At 62.1% G+C, this 15151-nt stretch carries 14 protein-coding genes; 7 read left to right on the top strand and 7 right to left on the bottom strand.

The window, feature by feature from the left end:
• Positions 1-21 precede the first annotated feature (21 nt).
• Together E2H86_RS23465 and E2H86_RS23460 are read right to left on the bottom strand one after the other, a co-directional pair.
• Positions 22-360: a helix-turn-helix domain-containing protein gene (locus E2H86_RS23465; RefSeq protein ID WP_133331904.1), complete on the bottom strand. Its 339-nt coding sequence runs from the start codon at positions 358-360 to the stop codon at positions 22-24.
• A 114-nt stretch (positions 361-474) separates the two neighbouring features.
• The gene (locus E2H86_RS23460) at positions 475-906 is read right to left on the bottom strand and encodes a GNAT family N-acetyltransferase (RefSeq protein WP_133331945.1); all 432 of its coding nucleotides are present in this window, start codon (positions 904-906) and stop codon (positions 475-477) included.
• 185 nt (positions 907-1091) lie between these two features.
• Between E2H86_RS23460 and E2H86_RS23455 the strand changes: the two genes are divergently transcribed.
• Both E2H86_RS23455 and E2H86_RS23450 read left to right on the top strand, forming a co-directional pair.
• Entirely contained in the window at positions 1092-2708 is a 1617-nt protein-coding gene (locus E2H86_RS23455; protein WP_133331903.1) for an inorganic phosphate transporter, read from the top strand.
• A gap of 102 nt (positions 2709-2810) precedes the next feature.
• Positions 2811-3194 (top strand): hypothetical protein, encoded by a 384-nt coding sequence (locus E2H86_RS23450; RefSeq protein ID WP_133331902.1) that lies wholly within the window; start codon positions 2811-2813, stop codon positions 3192-3194.
• Positions 3195-3246: 52 nt separating this feature from the next.
• On the opposite strand, the gene E2H86_RS23445 is transcribed toward E2H86_RS23450, so the two are convergent.
• Together E2H86_RS23445 and E2H86_RS23440 are read right to left on the bottom strand one after the other, a co-directional pair.
• On the bottom strand, positions 3247-3942 hold the full coding sequence (locus E2H86_RS23445) for a glutathione S-transferase N-terminal domain-containing protein (protein WP_133331901.1): 696 nt from the start codon (positions 3940-3942) through the stop codon (positions 3247-3249).
• Between the two features lie 123 nt (positions 3943-4065).
• Positions 4066-5448, bottom strand: a complete 1383-nt coding sequence (locus tag E2H86_RS23440; protein WP_133331900.1) for an amino acid permease — start codon at positions 5446-5448, stop codon at positions 4066-4068.
• Between the two features lie 255 nt (positions 5449-5703).
• Between E2H86_RS23440 and gcvA the strand changes: the two genes are divergently transcribed.
• Both gcvA and E2H86_RS23430 read left to right on the top strand, forming a co-directional pair.
• A complete protein-coding gene (gene gcvA, locus E2H86_RS23435) occupies positions 5704-6600 on the top strand; it encodes a transcriptional regulator GcvA (RefSeq protein WP_133331899.1) in 897 nt (298 codons plus the stop codon).
• Positions 6601-6747: 147 nt separating this feature from the next.
• A complete protein-coding gene (locus tag E2H86_RS23430; RefSeq protein ID WP_133331898.1) occupies positions 6748-7998 on the top strand; it encodes a 2-aminoadipate transaminase in 1251 nt (416 codons plus the stop codon).
• A gap of 3 nt (positions 7999-8001) precedes the next feature.
• On the opposite strand, the gene E2H86_RS23425 is transcribed toward E2H86_RS23430, so the two are convergent.
• Positions 8002-8304: a hypothetical protein gene (locus E2H86_RS23425; RefSeq protein WP_133331897.1), complete on the bottom strand. Its 303-nt coding sequence runs from the start codon at positions 8302-8304 to the stop codon at positions 8002-8004.
• Positions 8305-8487: 183 nt separating this feature from the next.
• Between E2H86_RS23425 and E2H86_RS23420 the strand changes: the two genes are divergently transcribed.
• Together E2H86_RS23420 and fusA are read left to right on the top strand one after the other, a co-directional pair.
• Complete coding sequence (locus E2H86_RS23420) at positions 8488-8913, top strand: hypothetical protein (RefSeq protein WP_133331896.1); 426 nt, start codon at positions 8488-8490, stop codon at positions 8911-8913.
• A gap of 74 nt (positions 8914-8987) precedes the next feature.
• A complete protein-coding gene (fusA, locus tag E2H86_RS23415) occupies positions 8988-11099 on the top strand; it encodes an elongation factor G (RefSeq protein WP_133331895.1) in 2112 nt (703 codons plus the stop codon).
• 131 nt (positions 11100-11230) lie between these two features.
• Here the strand turns inward: fusA and E2H86_RS23410 are convergent, their stop codons facing one another.
• Both E2H86_RS23410 and E2H86_RS23405 read right to left on the bottom strand, forming a co-directional pair.
• The gene (locus tag E2H86_RS23410) at positions 11231-12673 is read right to left on the bottom strand and encodes a SulP family inorganic anion transporter (RefSeq protein WP_133331894.1); all 1443 of its coding nucleotides are present in this window, start codon (positions 12671-12673) and stop codon (positions 11231-11233) included.
• 113 nt (positions 12674-12786) lie between these two features.
• Complete coding sequence (locus E2H86_RS23405; RefSeq protein ID WP_133331893.1) at positions 12787-13956, bottom strand: hypothetical protein; 1170 nt, start codon at positions 13954-13956, stop codon at positions 12787-12789.
• Between the two features lie 140 nt (positions 13957-14096).
• Between E2H86_RS23405 and E2H86_RS23400 the strand changes: the two genes are divergently transcribed.
• On the top strand, positions 14097-14831 hold the full coding sequence (locus E2H86_RS23400; protein ID WP_133331892.1) for a secretin N-terminal domain-containing protein: 735 nt from the start codon (positions 14097-14099) through the stop codon (positions 14829-14831).
• Positions 14832-15151 lie beyond the last annotated feature (320 nt).

The following is a 15151-nucleotide window of genomic DNA, read 5'->3' as shown; positions in this document are numbered from 1 at the left end:
ACATCAAAGTTGCTGAAAGCCCTATGCTTGAGGGCTCTCGTCCTCGCCAGCAAGGCGTCCGGACAAGTGCAGCAATGCCGCCTGGTCAGCCACCGGCAACTGGCGAAACGCGCCCAGCAACCCGACCTCCGCTGTGGTCAGGTTGTCAAGCGGTACCGGGGTACGGGCGCCACTGAGGACGTAGAGGGCATCCACGCCGCGGTTGGCCAGTGCCGCCAGGTAGTCGAGCCGCGGGGTCCGCTCGCCGCTTTCGTACTTGCCCTGGGCGTTGGGTTCGACGCCGCCGATATCGCCAAATACCCGCTGGGTCATCCCCAGGCGCTCACGCTCTTCTCTCAGGCGTGAACCGAGTCCCTTCATAGCCAACCTCTCCCTTGCCTGCTTGTCGTCCAAATAGCCCGTTCTCCGACGGACCGATGATGGCCACTATGCCCACCAAGGCTTTGCCGCGCAAGCCACTATTACGCCACCATTCTAGACAAGCGCCCGTTGCATGCGCACGAAACAGGCATCGGCGCCCATTTCGACGAAGCCATGACGGTGATACAAACGCCGAGCCGGGTTGCTGGCGAACACCATCAGGCGAACCAGGGGCAGGCGCCGCTGAACCGCCCAACCGGCCAACTGCTCCAGCACCCAACCACCGACGCCACGCCCACGGTACTCGGGAAGCAAGTGCAGTTCGCGGATGAACAATGCCTGACGGTCCTGGCTGAGGCTACAATAGCCCAACACGGTGTCGCCATCGGTTACCAGCCACTGCTCACGCCAGCCCCAGGCCTCGTCGAAGGCCTCCTCGATCCACAGCAGGTCGAACTCGCGGTAATAAGGCAGCATGGCCCGTCGCGTGAGGTCTCGGGCAAAGGTCCGGTGGCTCAGGTCGGCGGGAATCAGGGCCAGAGACATCGCCGGCGCTGCCCCGCCCTGCTCTGCTGCCTGGTAGACAGGTTTACAACGGATCATCGGTATTCGTGCTCCTGACCGTCTGTCTTGAGATTAGGCAATTCATTGATCGAGGTCAGGTCGCTACAGGGATTTGTTTCTAAGCTCAAGACCCTCGGCACCTTCGCCACCTGCCATTCGGAGCCATCATGGCAACCCCGTCACTGGCCAGCCAGCACCCACTGGCCCAACGCGCTCGCGGCCCGCAACTTTCGCACAAACCCGGGCGCGCCACGCTGGTCATGTTCTTCGGCCTGCTCCTGGCCGGCATCGCCTACACCGCCTGGAGCCTCAAGCAGGATGTCAGCGCCAGCGGCACGGTGGTCACCACCGTTACCCCCTTCCTGTTGCTCGGCCTGGCCTTGTTGATCGCCTTGGGCTTCGAGTTCGTCAACGGTTTCCACGACACCGCCAACGCCGTCGCCACGGTAATCTATACCCACTCGCTGCCAGCGCCCGTCGCCGTGATGTGGTCGGGACTGTGCAATTTCCTTGGTGTACTGCTTTCCAGCGGCGCGGTGGCCTTCGGCATCATCGCGCTGCTACCGGTCGAGCTGCTTCTGAAGGTAGGGTCTTCGGCCGGTTTTGCCATGGTCTTCGCTCTGCTGCTGGCGGCCATCATCTGGAACCTCGGCACCTGGTGGCTGGGCCTGCCGGCCTCATCCTCGCATACGCTGATCGGCTCGATCATCGGCGTGGGGGTGGCCAATGCCTTGATGCACGGACGCGAGGGCACCAGCGGGGTGGACTGGAGCCAGGCCAGCAAGGTCGGCTACGCGCTGCTGCTCTCGCCGCTGGTCGGTTTCGTCTGCGCGGCGCTGCTGCTATTGGCCTTGCGCGCACTGGTCAAGCGCAAGGCACTGTACCAGGCCCCCGAAGGTCGTACCCCCCCTCCCTGGTGGATCCGCGCCGTGCTGATCCTGACCTGCACAGGGGTATCGTTCGCCCATGGCTCCAACGATGGCCAGAAAGGCATGGGATTGATCATGCTGATCCTGGTCGGCACCTTGCCGATGGCCTACGCACTGAACAAGACCATGCCCAACGAGCAGGCATTGCAGTTTTCCGCGGTCGCCGAGCAGACTCGCCAGGCGTTGCTGCGTACCGATCCGCGAATGCCGCCGGCGGACGTGCGCCAGACGCTGACCGCGTTCATCTCCTCCCCCAAGGCCACCTCTCACCTGCTGCCCGCGCTGGCCGAACTGACCGGCGAGATCGGCACCCAGGTCGAGGGTTATGGCTCGCTCAAGGCAGTGCCCGCCGAAGCCATGGCCAACGTGCGCAATGACATGTACCTGGCCAGTGAAACCATTCGCCTGATCGAGAAGAACAGATTGATGGTGTTCGATGCCGACACTCGCAACCATGTGCAATCGCTCAAGACCCAACTCGACGATGCCACTCGATACATCCCACTGTGGGTCAAGGTAGCGGTGGCCATCGCCCTGGGCTTGGGTACGATGGTCGGCTGGCGCCGCATCGTGGTGACGGTGGGCGAAAAGATCGGCAAGACCCACCTGAGCTATGCCCAAGGCGCCTCGGCGGAAGTCGTGGCGATGTGCACCATCGGTGCGGCGGACATGTTCGGACTACCGGTCTCGACGACCCACGTGCTGAGTTCCGGCGTAGCGGGCACCATGGTGGCCAATGGCTCGGGCGTTCAGCGACGGACGTTGATCAACCTGCTGCTGGCCTGGGTACTGACCTTGCCTGCGGCCATGTTGCTGGCAGGTAGCCTGTACTGGCTGCTGAGCCACGCATTTTGAACCAATTTGCAACTCGTATTTTTACCAGTAGACACCCCCTCTTTTCATCACTAGCGTGACGCCGAAGTTCGCAGGCAAGCGAGCGGCAGAAAGGGGGAACGGATGCTCAACCAAATTCACCTCACCATCGACAGTCGCAAAGGCATGCAACCCGGGCGACTCGAAGTCCGCCGACAGGTCTGGTGGCACGACGGCTTTCATATAGAAGCGGAAGGCATGGGCTACTGGATGCGTCTGACCGGCCAACAAGGCCCCGAGCCTGGCTTCTACATTCTCGAAAGCGATGACGCCTGGGACGGCCGCGTACAGGTGGAGTTCGGCCTTCACGACCAACAATCAGTGCCCATAGAGGAAGGCGACTTCCTCCTGACCAACATCAACTACCGCTTTCATTGGCTGGCCGGCGAGTTCAGTTTCCGCTGCACCCGCAACGCGCAATCAGTGACCGTGAACTGCCTCGGTTTCGAGACCGACGAAACCGCTTGAGCCCATCAGCGTCGTGGGCCGGACCTGCCTGCAGGTCCGCGCCCCCGCGCTATCAGCCAGGGATCTTCAGACCCCGTTGCACCGCGGGCCGCTCCAGGAAGTTGGTCAGCACCCGCTGGACTTCCTGGAACTCATCGAAACCCACCAGGTCGCGAGCGTCGTAGCGATCCACCAGGTTGCGCACCCAAGGGAAGATGGCGATATCGGCGATGCTGTACTCGTCGACCATCCATTGCCGTCCGCGCAGGTGGCGATCCAGCACGCCGAGCAGCCGCTTGGACTCATTGACGTAGCGGTCACGCGGACGCTTGTCTTCATAGTCCTTGCCAGCGAAGAAATGGAAAAAGCCCACCTGGCCGAACATCGGCCCGATGCCGCCCATCTGGAACATCAGCCATTGCAGGGTCTGATAGCGGGTAGCTGGGTCCTGGCTAAGCAGTTGCCCGGTTTTCTCGGCCAGGTACTGAAGGATGGCACCTGACTCGAACAACGGCAGCGGCTTGCCGCCCGGCCCGGCTGGATCGAGGATCGCCGGGATCTTGTTGTTGACACTGAGCGAGATGAATTCCGGGCTTAGCTGGTCGTTGCTGTCGAAGCTGACCTTGTGCACCTCGTAGGCCAGGCCAATCTCCTCCAGCATGATCGAAACCTTGACGCCATTGGGAGTGGCCAGCGAATACAACTGCAGGCGCTCAGGGTGCTGCGCCGGCCATTTGTGGGTAATCGGGAACGCGCGAAGATCGTTCATGGGCTCGCCTTGTCAGTGAGTGAACCATCACTTTAAGGACAACCGCGCATCCTGACCATCACTGCAAGCCGAGCCCTGACCCGACAGGAGGGCGGAAAACGCCCTCCATACAATGGCGATCCATCAGGCTGGCTGGACAACCCCTTTGCCAACACGCTGGGTCATCGAGACCAGCAGGATGAACAGGGTCACACCCGCCGTCATCAAAGTTTCGTAGCGGTAGGCATCGCTGAACAACATGTAACCGAGCACCATCACGATGGTGCCGATCACCGCCCAGGTCAGCCACGGGAACAACCACATTTTCAGCTCCAGTGCCTGCCCTTCGCGCTCGGCCCTAGCACGCATGCGCAGTTGCGAAACAGCGATCACCAGGTACACCAGCAAGGCGATGGCGCCGGTGGTCGATAGCAGGAAGCCGAACACCTTACCCGGCAGCACATAGTTGACGAAGCAACCGACGAAGCCTGCCAGGGTGGAGAGCACCACGGCCACGGTCGGCACGCCCGCCCCGGAAATGCGCTTGGTCATGCTCAGCGCCTGGCCCCGGGCGCCGAGCGAATAGAGCATGCGCGATGCGGTATACAGCCCCGAGTTCATGCAACTGGTCACCGCCACCAGCACCACTAGGTCGACCAGCAGCTTGGCGCCCGGCACGTTGAGCACTTCCAGCACGCGCTGGAACGAGCCTACCGCCTTCAGGCCGGGGTCATTCCAGGCCACCAGCGATACCACCAGGAAGATCGAGGCCAGGTAGAAAATGGCGATGCGGTACACCACCAGGTTGGTGGCGCGGCGGATCTTGTCCTTGGGGTTGGCGGTCTCGTCCGCGGCAATGGTGACGATCTCGGCGCCGAAGAACGAGAAGATAGTGATCAATACGCCACCGAGCACCGTGCCGAAGCCATTGGGCATGAAGCCGCCGCTGTCCCACAGGCGGCTGACCCCGGACACTTCGGCCAGCGGCCAGAAGCCGAACACGGCCAGGCTGCAGACGACGATGAAGGCCAGGATGGCGATGACCTTGACCAGGGCGAACCAGTACTCGAACGCACCGAAGTTCTTGACGCTGACCAGGTTGGTGCCCGACAGCACGACCATGATCAGGAAGGCGAACAGCCAGGACGGCACCGCCGGGAAGTAGGCATGCAGGATATCGGCGCCGGCGATGGCTTCGACCGGGATGATCAATACCCAGAACCACCAGTACAACCACCCGATGGTAAAGCCTGCCCAAGGGCCGATGGCCTCGCTGGCGTAGGTGGAGAACGAGCCGCTGCTGGGGTTGGCAATTGCCATCTCACCGAGCATGCGCATCACCAGAAGGACCAGCAGTCCGGTCATGGCGTAGGAAATGAGAATGGCCGGCCCGGCGGTCGCGATGGCGTTCGACGAGCCAATGAACAGGCCGGCCCCGATGATGCCGGCGATGGAGATCATGGAGACCTGACGGGAGGTCAAACCGTGCTGCAGGGAACGCTGTTTCTTGTTATCTAGCGAAGCCATGGAGAACCCTCTAATGGGTCGGCCGCGACGTTGGGCGGCTGAAGAGTTGGAGCAGAATTCTTGTAGGTCGTGTTGCTCTTTTTGTTTTTCTGATCACGGTGTCGCGCACTTTCCTCCTACTTCGCAACACCGGTTGTCATTATTGATCGAGGTCAGTATTAATCTATAGGGCCGGGTCAACAAACGACCTTTTCGAAGCACATAATTCCGATACGGAATGAACTCTTTCCTTTTTTCGCTCGGTACACGCCTACCATGTCCAAACGATTGATGCCTTCCACCACGGCCCTGCAGTGCTTCGAAGCCGCTGCCCGGCACCTGAGCTTCACCCGCGCCGCGCAGGAGCTGCACCTGACCCAGAGCGCGGTCAGCAAGCAAGTGGCTCAGCTCGAGGACATGCTTTCGCACTCTCTGTTCCAAAGGATTCGTCGACGCCTGCACCTGACCCCGGCGGGCGCCCTGTACCTGACCGAGGTGAACAAGATCCTCACCCAGATCGACATCTCCAGCCGCTACATCCTCAGCTACGGCGACGAAACCGAAGTGCTGCGCATCGCCACCCAACCGACCTTCGGTGCCCGCTGGCTGGTACCCCGGCTCAAGGGCTTTGGCGAACGCCACCCGCGCATCCACTTGGATATCCGCAATGAACTGGAGCCCTTCGACCTGGTACAAGCCAAGGCCGACATCGCCTTTTTCTTCGGCCAGGGCACTTGGCCCGGGGCGACCTGCATCGAACTGTTCAGCGAAGAGGTGGTGCCGGTGTGCGCCCCGCAGTTGCAGGCCAGATTCCGCTTCGACAGCGCCGAGGCGCTCACCGAACACCGCCTGCTGCAATGCGCATCGCGCCCCGAGGCCTGGCATGAATGGTTTCTCGGGTTGGGCCTGCATAGCCAGAACAGCTACCACGGCCCCCGCTTCGACACGTTCTACCTGTGCATTCGCGCGGCCATTGCGGGCTGCGGCATCGCCCTGATTCCCCGTTACCTGGTGGCCGAAGAGCTGAGCGAAGGCAAGCTGGTGGTGCCCTGGGATCATCCGCTAGCGAGCAATGGCCGGCACTTCATCGCCCATGCCGAACATGCGGCCGAGGTGCCCAAGGTCAGGGCCTTCGTGCAGTGGATACGGGAGCGGGTGGCTGAGGGGGTTTGAGGTGGGTGCCCGCGAAAAGGCAAACAAACACACCATAAAGCGAAAAGTTCATGAATCGGTGGAATGATCGCAATCGAATAATTCGTTTGCGGAATAATACCCCGACACGCTTGGATATTAAGAAACTCGAACAAGGTCTGCGTGCCCATGAACCAGGAAAGTATCAGTCAATCCATTGCCATCGTTCATCCGATCACACTTTCCCATGGCCGCAATGCCGAAGTTTGGGATATCACGGGTAAACGTTATATCGACTTCGTCGGCGGTATCGGCGTGCTCAACCTGGGGCATTGCAACCCTGCCGTGGTCGCAGCCATCCAGGCTCAAGCCGGTCGGCTCACCCACTATGCCTTCAACGCCGCGCCCCATGGCCCCTATCTGGAGCTGATGGAGCGTCTGCGCCAGTTCGTTCCGGTCAGCTACCCCTTGGCCGGGATGCTCACCAACAGCGGCGCGGAAGCGGCGGAAAACGCCTTGAAAGTGGCCCGTGGTGCCACAGGAAAACGCGCGATCATCGCCTTCGATGGCGGCTTCCACGGCCGCACCCTGGCCACCCTGAACCTCAACGGCAAGGTCGCGCCATACAAGCAGCGAGTGGGCGACCTGCCAGGGCCGGTGTACCACCTGCCCTACCCCAGCGGTGACACCGGCATCACCTGCGAACAGGCGCTCAAGGCCATGGATCGCTTGTTCAGCGTGGAGCTGGCGGTAGAGGACGTGGCGGCCTTCATCATCGAACCAGTGCAAGGCGAAGGCGGCTTCCTGGCTCTGGACCCCGCGTTCGCCCAGGCCCTGCGCCGACTCTGCGATGAACACGGCATCCTGTTGATCATCGACGAAATCCAGTCTGGCTTCGGCCGCACCGGCCAACGTTTCGCCTTCCCGCGCCTGGGTATCGAGCCAGACCTGCTGTTGCTGGCCAAGAGCATCGCCGGGGGCATGCCACTGGGCGCAGTGGTTGGCCGCAAGGAACTGATGGCAGCATTGCCCAAGGGTGGCCTGGGCGGGACCTACTCAGGCAACCCGATTGCCTGCGCCGCGGCCCTGGCCAGCCTTGCACAGATGACCGACGAGCACATTGCGACCTGGGGCGAGCGGCAGGAGCAGGCGATCGTCAGCCGCCATGCGCGCTGGCAGGCCACCGGCCTGAGTACCTTCATCGGTCGCCTGACCGGCGTTGGCGCAATGCGCGGCATCGAATTCGTCCATGCCGATGGCAGCCCCGCACCGGCGCAACTGACCAAGGTACTGGAAGCGGCCCGAGACAAAGGTTTGCTGCTGATGCCCAGCGGCAAGGCGCGACACATCATCCGCCTGCTGGCGCCCTTGACCATCGAGGCCGAGGTGCTCGAGGAAGGCCTGGATATCCTCGAGCAGTGCCTGGCGGAACTGGCTTGAGCGTTACAGGCCCAGCTCTTCGGGGGTGAGCATGTCGGACTCGAAGGCGATCCAGCCGCCTTCGAGTTCGGCGTGACCGTTGACGATCGGACCGTAGTAGGTCAGGCCGTTCTCCAAGGTCACGCAGATATGCGTCGGGGATTTTTCCGGGGCTGCGAGCGTACCGACGAAATGCACCTTCTTCAGGGTTTCGGTCACCGCCTCCAGGCCGACACGCATGCTGGGATTTTCCGAAGCCTCGGTGTCACCACCGCGGTCTTCGGCGCTGACGGTGACGGTGGCGATGTACGGGTACTTGTTGCTCAAACGGGTTTACCTCGGAACGATACGTAGGTGGATGGGCGCGTAGAGTACGGCAGGTGTCGGCGCTTGTCTCTAGCGGCCTCTGCGCGGACTACCCGCACAAGGCGAAAGGAGATGCAAATGGCCTCCCCGCCGCCAATCTGTTAGGGTGCCGGCGATGCACGCCACACCACACGAGGACACCGAGTGAGCGCCGAAGAACCCCTGATCGCCGACCTGTTCGAGGTCGACAAACGCCTGACCCTCAAGCCCGTCGTGGACTTCAACAACTACCTGCGCAATGCCTTCGGCGAGGGTCCCTGCACCTGCCATCGCTGTGGCGAAGGCAGTGACCCGGCCAGCTACAACCATCAGCACAGCTTCACCCTCGATGGCCGTCAACTGCACCGCCGCTTCGCCAGCACGGCAGGCAGCGATGTGCTGCAGGTCCTGAAAAAAGCCTGGCTGTCGTACACCAAGGCCGAACTCAACCCGACCGGCGCGCTCGACCTGGCCACGCTCAAGATCTTCACCGAGGCCGCCCTGCACCCGCGCCTGCTGGCGCTGCTGCCGGCCAGCGGACTGGCCCGCGAAGTGGAAGGTCAGTGGATGCTGCAAGCCCAGGCCGACTGACGTCCGGCGGGGCGGCAGGATTCTCCCGGTCTGCTACCTTGGGAGGATCCCCGCACCGCCGCAGGTAGTCGACCATGGCCCGCACAACGCCTATCGAGCTGTACCGCAATATCGGTATCGTCGCCCACGTGGACGCCGGCAAGACCACCACCACCGAACGCATCCTGTTCTACACCGGAGTCAACCACAAGATGGGCGAGGTGCATGATGGCGCCGCGACCATGGACTGGATGGCCCAGGAACAGGAGCGCGGCATCACCATCACCTCCGCCGCCACCACGGCGTTCTGGCAGGGCTCGACCAAGCAGTTCGCCGACCGCTACCGCTTCAACATCATCGATACCCCCGGCCACGTCGACTTCACCATCGAAGTGGAGCGTTCGCTGCGCGTGCTCGACGGCGCGGTCGTGGTGTTCAGTGGTGCCGACGGGGTCGAGCCGCAATCGGAGACGGTCTGGCGCCAGGCCAATAAGTACCATGTACCGCGCCTGGCCTACATCAACAAGATGGACCGCCAGGGCGCTGACTTCCTGCGCGTGGTCAAGCAGATCGACCAACGCCTGGGCCATCATCCGGTGCCCATCCAGCTGGCGATCGGCAGCGAGGAAAACTTCATCGGCCAGATCGACCTGGTGAAGATGAAGGCTATCTACTGGAACGATGCCGACCAGGGCACCAGCTACCGGGAAGAAGAGATCCCCAACGAGCTCAAGGCGCTGGCCGACGAATGGCGGGCGCACATGGTCGAGGCCGCTGCCGAGGCCGACGATGAACTGACCCTGAAGTTTCTGGATGGCGAGGAACTGAGCATCGAGGAAATCAAGGCTGGGCTGCGTAAACGGACGCTCAACAACGAGATCGTGCCGACCATCCTCGGATCCTCTTTCAAGAACAAGGGCGTTCCGCTGATGCTCGATGCGGTCATCGACTACCTCCCGGCGCCCTCGGAGATTCCGGCGATTCGCGGTACCGACCCGGATGACGAAGAGAAACACCTGGAGCGCCACGCCGACGATAACGAACCGTTCTCCGCACTGGCGTTCAAGATCGCCACCGACCCCTTCGTCGGTACCCTGACCTTTGCCCGGGTCTATTCCGGCGTGCTGAGCTCGGGCAATGCCGTGCTCAACTCGGTCAAGGGCAAGAAAGAGCGCATCGGCCGCATGGTGCAGATGCACGCCAACCAGCGCGCCGAGATCAAGGACGTGTGCGCCGGCGACATCGCCGCCCTGATCGGCATGAAGGACGTCACCACCGGCGATACCCTGTGCGACATCGACAAGCCGATCATCCTCGAACGCATGGATTTCCCTGATCCGGTCATCTCCGTGGCAGTGGAACCCAAGACCAAGGCCGACCAGGAGAAAATGGGCATCGCCCTGGGCAAACTGGCCCAGGAAGACCCCTCGTTCCGGGTCAGGACCGATGAAGAAACTGGCCAGACGATCATTTCCGGTATGGGTGAACTGCACCTGGACATCATCGTCGACCGCATGCGCCGCGAGTTCAATGTCGAGGCCAACATCGGCAAACCGCAGGTGGCCTACCGCGAGAAGATCCGTAACACCTGCGAGATCGAAGGCCGCTTCGTGCGCCAATCCGGAGGGCGCGGCCAGTATGGGCATTGCTGGATCCGCTTCGCGCCGGGAGACGAAGGCCAGGAAGGCCTGGAGTTCATCAATGAGATCGTTGGCGGCGTGGTACCGCGCGAATACATTCCGGCCATCCAGAAAGGTATCGAGGAGCAGATGAAGAACGGCGTCCTCGCCGGCTACCCGCTGATCAGCCTGAAGGCGGCGGTCTACGATGGCTCCTACCACGACGTCGACTCGAACGAGATGGCCTACAAGATCGCCGCCTCGATGGCCACCAAGCAGTTGTCGCAAAAAGGCGGCGCGGTGTTGCTCGAGCCGGTGATGAAGGTCGAGGTGGTCACCCCGGAGGAGTACCAGGGCGACATCATGGGCGACCTGAGCCGGCGCCGTGGGATGATCCAGGATGGCGACGAGACCCCGGCTGGCAAGGTGATCCGGGCCGAGGTGCCGCTGGGCGAGATGTTCGGCTACGCCACCTCGATGCGTTCGATGACCCAGGGCCGAGCGAGCTACTCGATGGAGTTCACCCGCTATGCAGAGGCGCCGGCGAGCATTGCCGATGCGATCGTGAAGAAAAGCCGCGGGGAGTGACTCGCGGTGTCCGGGCGGGCCTCTTCGCGGGCAAGCCCGCTCCCACAGGGGTAGCACAACATCTGAAAGCGCTGGGGATCCTGTGGGAGCGGGCTTGCGCGCGAAAGGGCCCGCCCGGACAACCACCTCTTCTAATGCTGCTCCCCCGCCCTCCTCAACAGCTTCTTGCAACGCTCAGACAAATGCACCACCCGCAAGTGCTTACCCGCCTTGGTGTATCGCTCGCGCAGCGTGGTCAGCGCAGCGATCGCCGAATAATCGACGAAACGTAGGTGCTGGCAGTCCAGGGTCACCTTGTCCGGGTCATTGGCCGGGTCGAATTGATTGAGAAACGGCGCAGTCGAGGCGAAGAACAAGGTGCCATGGACCTGGTAATGCTTGCCACCCTCGGCGTCTTCATGGCTGTCGGCATACAGCTCGCGCGCATGCTGCCAGGCGAAGTTCACGGCAGCGATGACGATACCGAACAGCACCGCCATGGCCAGGTCGGTGAGCACCGTGACCACGGTCACTGCGACGATCGCCAGCACGTCGTTGACCGGCACCTTGTGCAGCACCCGCAGCGAGGCCCAGGCAAAGGTCTGCTGGGCCACCACGAACATCACCCCGACCAACGCCGCCAGCGGAATGCGCTCGATCAACGGCGACAGGAACAGCACGAACAACAGGATCATCACGCCAGCGACCACGCCGGACAGACGCCCACGACCATTGGAGCTGAGGTTGATCACGGTCTGCCCGATCATCGCGCAGCCACCCATGCCGCCACACAAGCCAGACGCCATGTTGGCAGCCCCCAGCGCGACGCATTCACGGTCCGGGAAGCCGCGGCTCTCGGTGATCTCGTCGGTGAGATTGAGGGTCAGCAGCGTTTCCAGCAGGCCGACCATGGCCATCAATACCGCGTACGGGGCAATGATTTTCAGGGTCTCGAGATTCCAAGGTACTTGCGGCAGCGCAAGCTGAGGCAGTCCACCCGCGATATGCGCCATGTCGCCAAGGGTGCGCGTCGGCAGCCCCAGCAGATATACCAGAAGGCCCACGCCAAGAATCGCCACCAGGGCCGGCGGCACCGCGCGAGTGAGTTTGGGAAGCACATAGACCACCAGCATGGTCAACGCCACCAGGCCGATCATGAGGTACAGCGCGGTCCCCTCAAGCCAGGCCTCACCGTGCTTGAAGTGCTCCAACTGAGCCATCGCAATGACGATCGCCAGGCCATTGACGAAGCCGAGCATCACCGGATACGGCACCAGGCGCACCAGCTTGCCCAGACGCAAGACGCCGAACAGGATCATGATCAATCCGCCAAGCACTACCGTAGCCAGCAGATACTGCACACCCTGTTGCACCACCAGCGCCACGATCACCACGGCCATCGACCCGGCAGCGCCGGAGATCATGCCCGGGCGTCCGCCGAACAGCGCGGTCAGAGTGCAGATGATGAAGGCACCATACAGGCCCATCAGCGGGTTCAGGTGTGCCACCAGGGCGAAGGCGATGCACTCGGGCACCAAGGCGAAGGAGGTAGTCAGGCCGGCGAGCACGTCGGCGCGGAGTCGAGCAGTTTTCATTGGTTTCCTGTGACAGTCCCCTGGGACCAGGTGCAGAGCACAGGGCCGTGATGGGGGCCAGATAAAAAATCGTGGCCCGCGATGTTACGGAATTTGTCTGATAGTGGCCACCGCTATGGCCCGGAACGCCCATCCCGGCCCAACCATTCGGCCACGGCACCGTCTTCCAGGGCGTACTCGCCGCGGTTGGCCTTCCAGATGAGTTCTTTGTCACGCAGGGCATCGAGGGCCTTTTGCACGTTGGCGGTACTGGCATTGGCTTGCGCCTGGGCATGTTCGAGCTTGCGGTTGACCTCCAGCAGCGTCTGCTCGGTGAACGGCGAGAAGGGCTGTCGCCTCAAGGTGCGCTCGGCCATCACCTGCAGCACAGCCTGCTGCAACGGCGACAGGTCGTTCCAGGCGCTCTCGTAATCGCTCCACACCCCGGCCTGGTGGTTGAGCGCGCCGGTGCGCAACAGCTCACCCAGATGGCCTGCCTCGCCCAGGCCAAGGCTGACCTCGGTGAGCAACTTGCCGAGCATTTCCGGGCGCCGCCCGACGCGTTCGAAGGCGTACTCCAGATCTTCGACCTTGAATTGGTTGCTGGCAGCCAGGCGGCCGTTCCACAGGACGGTGATGAACTCGACGAAGTCACTGCCCAGCAACGGGAACGGGGTAATGCTGGCACCGTAGAACGGTTGCTTGCTCTTGAGCACCAGATTGGCCAGCTTGTCGCGACTGGAACCGGTAAACACCAGACGCAAGCCATCGGGGCGGTCACCGCGGTTGAGGTGGTCGCGTGCGGCCTTGAGAGCGAACATGGCATTGAGCCCGTCCTCGCTGTTGAGGGCGTGTTGAGCCTCGTCGACGATCAGCACCAGCATCTGCCCGCTCACTTGGTGCAGCACCGCCAGGGCCTGGGCCAAGGTGGTCCCGGCCGGCAATTGTGGGCGGGTGAAATCCCAGCTCAGGGTGCGCAACAGGTTGATCTTGTCGATGCCGGCTTTTTTCGCGGTACGCGCCAAGGCGCCTTCGAAACCGGCCAGGGCCGTGCCGATGGCACCACTGATCAACGTGGCCGGGTCCACATCGCGGTCTGACCACAGGTCGACGTAAACCGGCAGCCAACCGCGTCGCACGCATTCGGGGATGAAATCATTGTTGAGGAACGTGCTTTTGCCGGTACGCCGAGGGGCGGCGAGAAACATGCCGGAGCTGAAGTCGACCAGCGACTCGCCGGCCAGGTCGCGGGCAAGGGCCTGGGCCAGTTGCTCGCGGCGGAACATCGGGCGGGATGGGCTCATGCCAATATCCTCATTTATCAACTCAACTATAATTTATAGCCTACCGGATAATTGTAGATAAAACACAGCCTGTGACACGCAACCGGCACGACGCCAGCAAATTTGCCATCATGCTGATTCTACCCGCGGAGATTACGCACATGCCGCTACGCCCCCTCATCGCTGCCTTGCTGCTGACCGGCAGCCTGACCGCCCATGCCGCTACCGAAGTGCTGCCATTGCAGCATCGTACCAGCGCCGAACTGCTGCCCACGGCCCAGGGGTTCCTGGGCAAGGACGGTACGGTCAGCGCGTTCGAGAACACGCTCATCGTCAACGCCAGTCCAGAACGCATCGACGACCTGCGCACGCTGTTGCAACAGCTCGATACGGCGCCCAAGCGGCTGTTGATCAGCGTCGACAACAGCGACAGCAACTTTCAGGACAATCACGGCAATGCGCGGATCATCCGTTATGGCACGTCCAATCGCGAGGGCGGCCTGCAGCAGATCCAGGCCAGCGAAGGCCAGCCGGCGTTGATTCAGATCGGTCAAAGCATCCCCATCACCAGTACCAGCACCGACGGCTACGGGCGCATTCAGAGCAATACCGAATACCGCAATGTGACCCAAGGTTTCTATGTTACGCCCAGCCTGGTCGGAGAAACGGTTCGTCTGCAAATAAGCAGCAATAATGACCGCATCAGCCAGGAACGTGCAGATGTAGTGAAAGTGCAAAGCACCGACACGACAGTCACCGGAAAGCTCGGCGAATGGATCACACTGGCAGGCTACAACCAGCAGAGCCAAGCTGACCACGCGCCATCCTCGCTCACCTACAGCACACAACGGGGTGAAAACATGACTTTGCGGGTAAAAGTCGACCTTTTGCAGTGAACCCAGGTAATTCGAGGCCTCGACCCAAGGCCTCGAAACTGACCGACGAGTCGTATAAGACCAAAGATGTAGTAGAGATAAAAAAGCACTACAAAACATTTGACAGGGTCTTTTTCCCAAGGGCATGATGGCCTCGCTCCCGCTAATCAGGGGCCCTGGCAAGGGCCTCCGAGGCACCCTCCTCCCACCCCTGGAGGCGCCTCGTGTCTATACGGCCCACAAGGCGGTTCGACGGGATTGCGACTGCAACGAAGAAGTTGTCCCGAGGGACGGAAGCGCATCACCGCAGCACCGGCAATCGCGTCGCACCGCAGCACGGC

Source organism: Pseudomonas putida (assembly GCF_004357765.1).
GTDB classification, from domain to species: Bacteria; Pseudomonadota; Gammaproteobacteria; order Pseudomonadales; family Pseudomonadaceae; genus Aquipseudomonas; species Aquipseudomonas putida_U.
Note: the sequence above shows the minus strand (reverse complement) of the source record. Positions and strands in the feature narration are given on the sequence as shown.

Coding starts and splice junctions, on each gene's coding strand:
- E2H86_RS23465 (WP_133331904.1), bottom strand. CDS start 360: ATGAAGGGACTCGGTTCACGCCTGAGAGAAGAGCGTGAGCGCCTGGGG.
- E2H86_RS23460 (WP_133331945.1), bottom strand. CDS start 906: ATGTCTCTGGCCCTGATTCCCGCCGACCTGAGCCACCGGACCTTTGCC.
- E2H86_RS23455 (WP_133331903.1), top strand. CDS start 1,092: ATGGCAACCCCGTCACTGGCCAGCCAGCACCCACTGGCCCAACGCGCT.
- E2H86_RS23450 (WP_133331902.1), top strand. CDS start 2,811: ATGCTCAACCAAATTCACCTCACCATCGACAGTCGCAAAGGCATGCAA.
- E2H86_RS23445 (WP_133331901.1), bottom strand. CDS start 3,942: ATGAACGATCTTCGCGCGTTCCCGATTACCCACAAATGGCCGGCGCAG.
- E2H86_RS23440 (WP_133331900.1), bottom strand. CDS start 5,448: ATGGCTTCGCTAGATAACAAGAAACAGCGTTCCCTGCAGCACGGTTTG.
- gcvA (WP_133331899.1), top strand. CDS start 5,704: ATGTCCAAACGATTGATGCCTTCCACCACGGCCCTGCAGTGCTTCGAA.
- E2H86_RS23430 (WP_133331898.1), top strand. CDS start 6,748: ATGAACCAGGAAAGTATCAGTCAATCCATTGCCATCGTTCATCCGATC.
- fusA (WP_133331895.1), top strand. CDS start 8,988: ATGGCCCGCACAACGCCTATCGAGCTGTACCGCAATATCGGTATCGTC.
- E2H86_RS23410 (WP_133331894.1), bottom strand. CDS start 12,673: ATGAAAACTGCTCGACTCCGCGCCGACGTGCTCGCCGGCCTGACTACC.
- E2H86_RS23405 (WP_133331893.1), bottom strand. CDS start 13,956: ATGAGCCCATCCCGCCCGATGTTCCGCCGCGAGCAACTGGCCCAGGCC.
- E2H86_RS23400 (WP_133331892.1), top strand. CDS start 14,097: ATGCCGCTACGCCCCCTCATCGCTGCCTTGCTGCTGACCGGCAGCCTG.